This is a genomic window from Photorhabdus sp. RM96S (assembly GCF_042879335.1).
In the GTDB taxonomy this organism is placed as follows: domain Bacteria; phylum Pseudomonadota; class Gammaproteobacteria; order Enterobacterales; family Enterobacteriaceae; genus Photorhabdus; species Photorhabdus kayaii.
The window spans coordinates 1-3,324 of record NZ_JBHFKT010000089.1 but is presented as its reverse complement, the minus strand read 5'-3'; the positions used below and the strand labels follow the sequence as shown (position 1 = coordinate 3,324).

Sequence of the window (3,324 nt, the reverse complement as noted above, 5' to 3'; positions counted from 1 at the left end):
CTTTTTTTAAAGCAGAACGAGGCGGTATCATGACAGCGCTACCTTGCAGAGATGTACTGTGCCTACATTTTACTCAATTTTGTGGCTGTGAAAAGTTTTTAGAGGTTCCCAATAGTTAATAAAATTATAGATGAACTGCCCTCAAAAACTAGATTCAACATTTAATGACTAGATTTAGAGAGATCAGTTCACAATCACCAGATCTTCCGGTGTTCCTATTGATCTACCGTGGCGCATACCCACAGTAAGCCAGAGCAGATTGAAGCTTACCGATGGCATCCCTAATCTGATACGCTTCCCCGTCATTCACGGCACAGGCGCGTATCTCCGCCCATCGTTCTCCACAGTAACGCCAATGAGCGTAATGATCGCTATCGCTTGGGTAAGCGTCTGACCATTAAGCATCTGTTCTGGAGCGGTATTACGCTGCTCGCTATCGTTTATGGCTTCTATGCTATCCGTCTGCACAACCAAACCCAGAACATCTTGCAACAGCTAAATGGAATCGATCATTGATGGCGCTTTGTTGCCGCCATTATCTCTGCTGTTGTTGCAAAAAATGGCTGCCGGAAAGCAGATCAGCGCTATCCAGCTCACCGTTAACGACCATCAATTCAATGCGGTGGTTGAGGAGATACCATGAAACAACGGCTGAAAAGCGCATTAGCGTTATTGGAAAATGACTCTATCGAGCAACTGGTTCACCACTTTCTTCAAGTGAATCACCAACGCCAGCGTTTTGACGCCTTGCTGGTCTCTCTGCTTAACGTGAATGAAAACCGTCTGGAATGCTACCGGCTGCCGGCGCCAAACCAAATAAGCGCGCTACAACTGGATGTCAATATCGGTGATATTAACCATCCACTGATACAAATCCTGTACAAAGGTACCCCTACGACCTGGGAATCACTCAATCAGGGAGTACGAATAGACAATCGAAACTTTCGCATTTTCGTCGAAGAACTCCCTCATCGCTGCGGCCTACATGCTATCCCGTTGTTTAATTGCAACGGGCAAGCGTGTGGCGTGATTGCTGTTTTCGCCAAAGATGTTCGTCGTTTTGCTGACGATAGCAACATGTTTTACATCTACTGCCTCGTCATGCAACACCGATTGAAAAAATTACAGGAACTGGAACAACTGCGTGAACAATTACGCCAGATCCGCCAGGTTTTTCAGACACAACGCCAGAAAGAAAAACAGCTTGATGAATTGCTGGCTTCGTTAAGTACCACAGCAGAAAACAAAACATCAGCCAGCGTCTCCCACGATTACAGCAAAATCGACGACTTATCTCAGGCACTCGAAGAGTTCGAATGCGCAGTACTGATACAACGCCAACATATTTACGGCAATAACACCAAACAGATTGCCGAAAGCTTAGGTATCGCACCACGTACACTGACTTACAAACTGGCGAAATACAGGTGTAAATTATGAGTTTTCTGTTACTGGTCAGTTCACTAATCGCCTCTCTGACAGGCAAACCCGATATTCAGCCAGATCAGGAAACCCCAACAGCGCCTTCACTACCCGCTTTACTGCAATGCCGGGCAGAACCGTCGCCGTTGGTTAGACTCGATTGCTACGACCGTCTATTGGATAAAGTCGATAATATTGCCGTTATCCCGTTAGAAAAAACTGGCCCTGTTTGGCGACAGGCAATGGAACAGGAGATGAAACGCACTGACCATTCAACCGGTTTTATCACCACCCAATCTGACAGTATACCGACTCGCGTCATACTGACTACACCCGCGATGGGTGCTCCACCCCCCCGGCCAGTACTGATGCTCAGTTGTATCGATAACATTACCCGAATACAAATTGCCCTGGCTAAACCACAAGATAGCGGCACTGTGATGATTTCGACGGAAATAGCCCAATTCAGTGCTGACTGGTTCTTACGCGAAAACGGCTACCTGCTGGAATCCAGCCGTGGACTCCCGGGCATTGAAGAACTCAAACGACTGATGACAGGAAAAACCCTGACCATCAAAACCGGCAACGGAAACCGAATGACATTTAACATTTCTCAACTGGAACAGGCGGTGAAACCTTTACGCTCCGCCTGTCGCTGGTGATCTCAATGGATATCAGGAAACAATTTGACTGGCAGGGCCTCCTGCTGACCCCCCTGCCGGATGAACTCATCAGCCGGGCGCTGGATGAAAACGAACCCGCCTGGGAATATATCGACGGGGAGATGGTTAAGCTGGGATCGCTAACCCATTCCAGCCTTAATATTGAAGAGATCCAGCGTCAGGCGCTGCAACTGTTCAGCGAAAAAAGCAAAGATTTCAGACTGATGGTTCATTTACTGCGGACACTGCAACACGGCAGTCACCCCGCTGAACTCATCCTGGCAATGGAGCTGTTGGCCGATTACATCCCGCATTACTGGCAGGCAGCCTGGCCACAAAAACCTCAGCTCAAGCGCCGCCTGGCCCAACAGGTGATTAAACGTTTTGACGCTGCGCAACCCGGCTTCTGCGAACAGGCGGATGAGACGCAGCGCGAAGAGGCACAGGGCGCACTGGCGCATCTGGCACAATGCTGGCATACCGACGAACCGGCACTGGCTAAAGAGATCGACCGGTTACGCCCCTGCTACGCCCGTAAACCTCAGCCCAAACCGGTCGCCGCGCCGGCTGAACCGGCAGAAACAACGGCACAATCGGCAAACACGTCAGCACGGACATCCCCCCCTATACCGGATGTCACTGTAGACAGTACCGGTGAAAAAGCCTGGAAACAGACGCTCCTGACCGTGGCCGACCTGCTATGCGAACGCCAGCCTGATGCCCCGGTGGGTTACCGGCTGCGTCGTTATGCGATCTGGCACACCCTGACCACGGCGCCGATGGCGAATGGCGCCGGCAAAACACCACTGGCGCCGACGTCGGCAGACCGTACCGCCGATTATCTGACGAAACTCCCGGCGGCGGATAACGCCCTGCTGCAACAGATAGAACAGAGCCTGACACTGGCCCCTTACTGGCTGGACGGGCACGCTCTCGCGGCGCAGGCCGCCGGAAAACTCGGTTACCACGCCGTGGCTGACGCTATTCGCGATGAACTCCGGGCCTTTCTTGACCGTCTGCCAGCCTTACAGCGCCTGTCTTTCTCCGACCGGAGCCCGTTTATCTCAGACGCCACCCTGAACTGGCTGCATCCCCCGGCGACCGCCACCGTCAACAACGCCGCCACGCCGGAACAGGACGCTGTCTGGCACTGTTTTCAGCAGCACGGTCTGGAAGCCGCCCTAAAAGCGGCGGAACAATATCAGCAACACCTGACCGAACCCCGGGATCAGTTCTACGG

5 protein-coding genes and 1 pseudogene are annotated in these 3,324 nt (G+C 51.9%); 4 read left to right on the top strand and 2 right to left on the bottom strand.

Annotated features, from left to right (window positions below):
- Nucleotides 1-183 precede the first annotated feature (183 nt).
- Both ACGF49_RS24165 and ACGF49_RS24160 read right to left on the bottom strand, forming a co-directional pair.
- A complete protein-coding gene (locus ACGF49_RS24165) occupies nt 184-306 on the bottom strand; it encodes a hypothetical protein (RefSeq protein WP_387493194.1) in 123 nt (40 codons plus the stop codon).
- Nucleotides 307-468, bottom strand: a complete 162-nt coding sequence (locus ACGF49_RS24160; RefSeq protein WP_387493191.1) for a hypothetical protein — start codon at nt 466-468, stop codon at nt 307-309.
- Nucleotides 469-499: 31 nt separating this feature from the next.
- Between ACGF49_RS24160 and ACGF49_RS24155 the strand changes: the two are divergent.
- From ACGF49_RS24155 to tssA, 4 genes and pseudogenes are all read left to right on the top strand, one after another.
- Nucleotides 500-643, top strand: a pseudogene (locus ACGF49_RS24155) (hypothetical protein); the annotation flags it as partial.
- On the top strand, nt 640-1,440 hold the full coding sequence (locus tag ACGF49_RS24150) for a helix-turn-helix domain-containing protein (RefSeq protein ID WP_113043137.1): 801 nt from the start codon (nt 640-642) through the stop codon (nt 1,438-1,440). The pseudogene ACGF49_RS24155 and the gene ACGF49_RS24150, both read left to right, overlap by 4 nt.
- On the top strand, nt 1,437-2,084 hold the full coding sequence (vasI, locus tag ACGF49_RS24145; protein WP_113043138.1) for a type VI secretion system-associated protein VasI: 648 nt from the start codon (nt 1,437-1,439) through the stop codon (nt 2,082-2,084). Before ACGF49_RS24150 ends, vasI begins: the two co-directional genes overlap by 4 nt.
- Nucleotides 2,085-2,089: 5 nt before the next feature.
- The coding region (gene tssA / locus ACGF49_RS24140) for a type VI secretion system protein TssA (protein WP_387493187.1) at nt 2,090-3,324 on the top strand (1,235 nt) is incomplete at its 3' end.

Coding starts and splice junctions, on each gene's coding strand:
- vasI (WP_113043138.1), top strand. CDS start 1,437: ATGAGTTTTCTGTTACTGGTCAGTTCACTAATCGCCTCTCTGACAGGC.
- ACGF49_RS24165 (WP_387493194.1), bottom strand. CDS start 306: ATGACGGGGAAGCGTATCAGATTAGGGATGCCATCGGTAAGCTTCAAT.
- ACGF49_RS24150 (WP_113043137.1), top strand. CDS start 640: ATGAAACAACGGCTGAAAAGCGCATTAGCGTTATTGGAAAATGACTCT.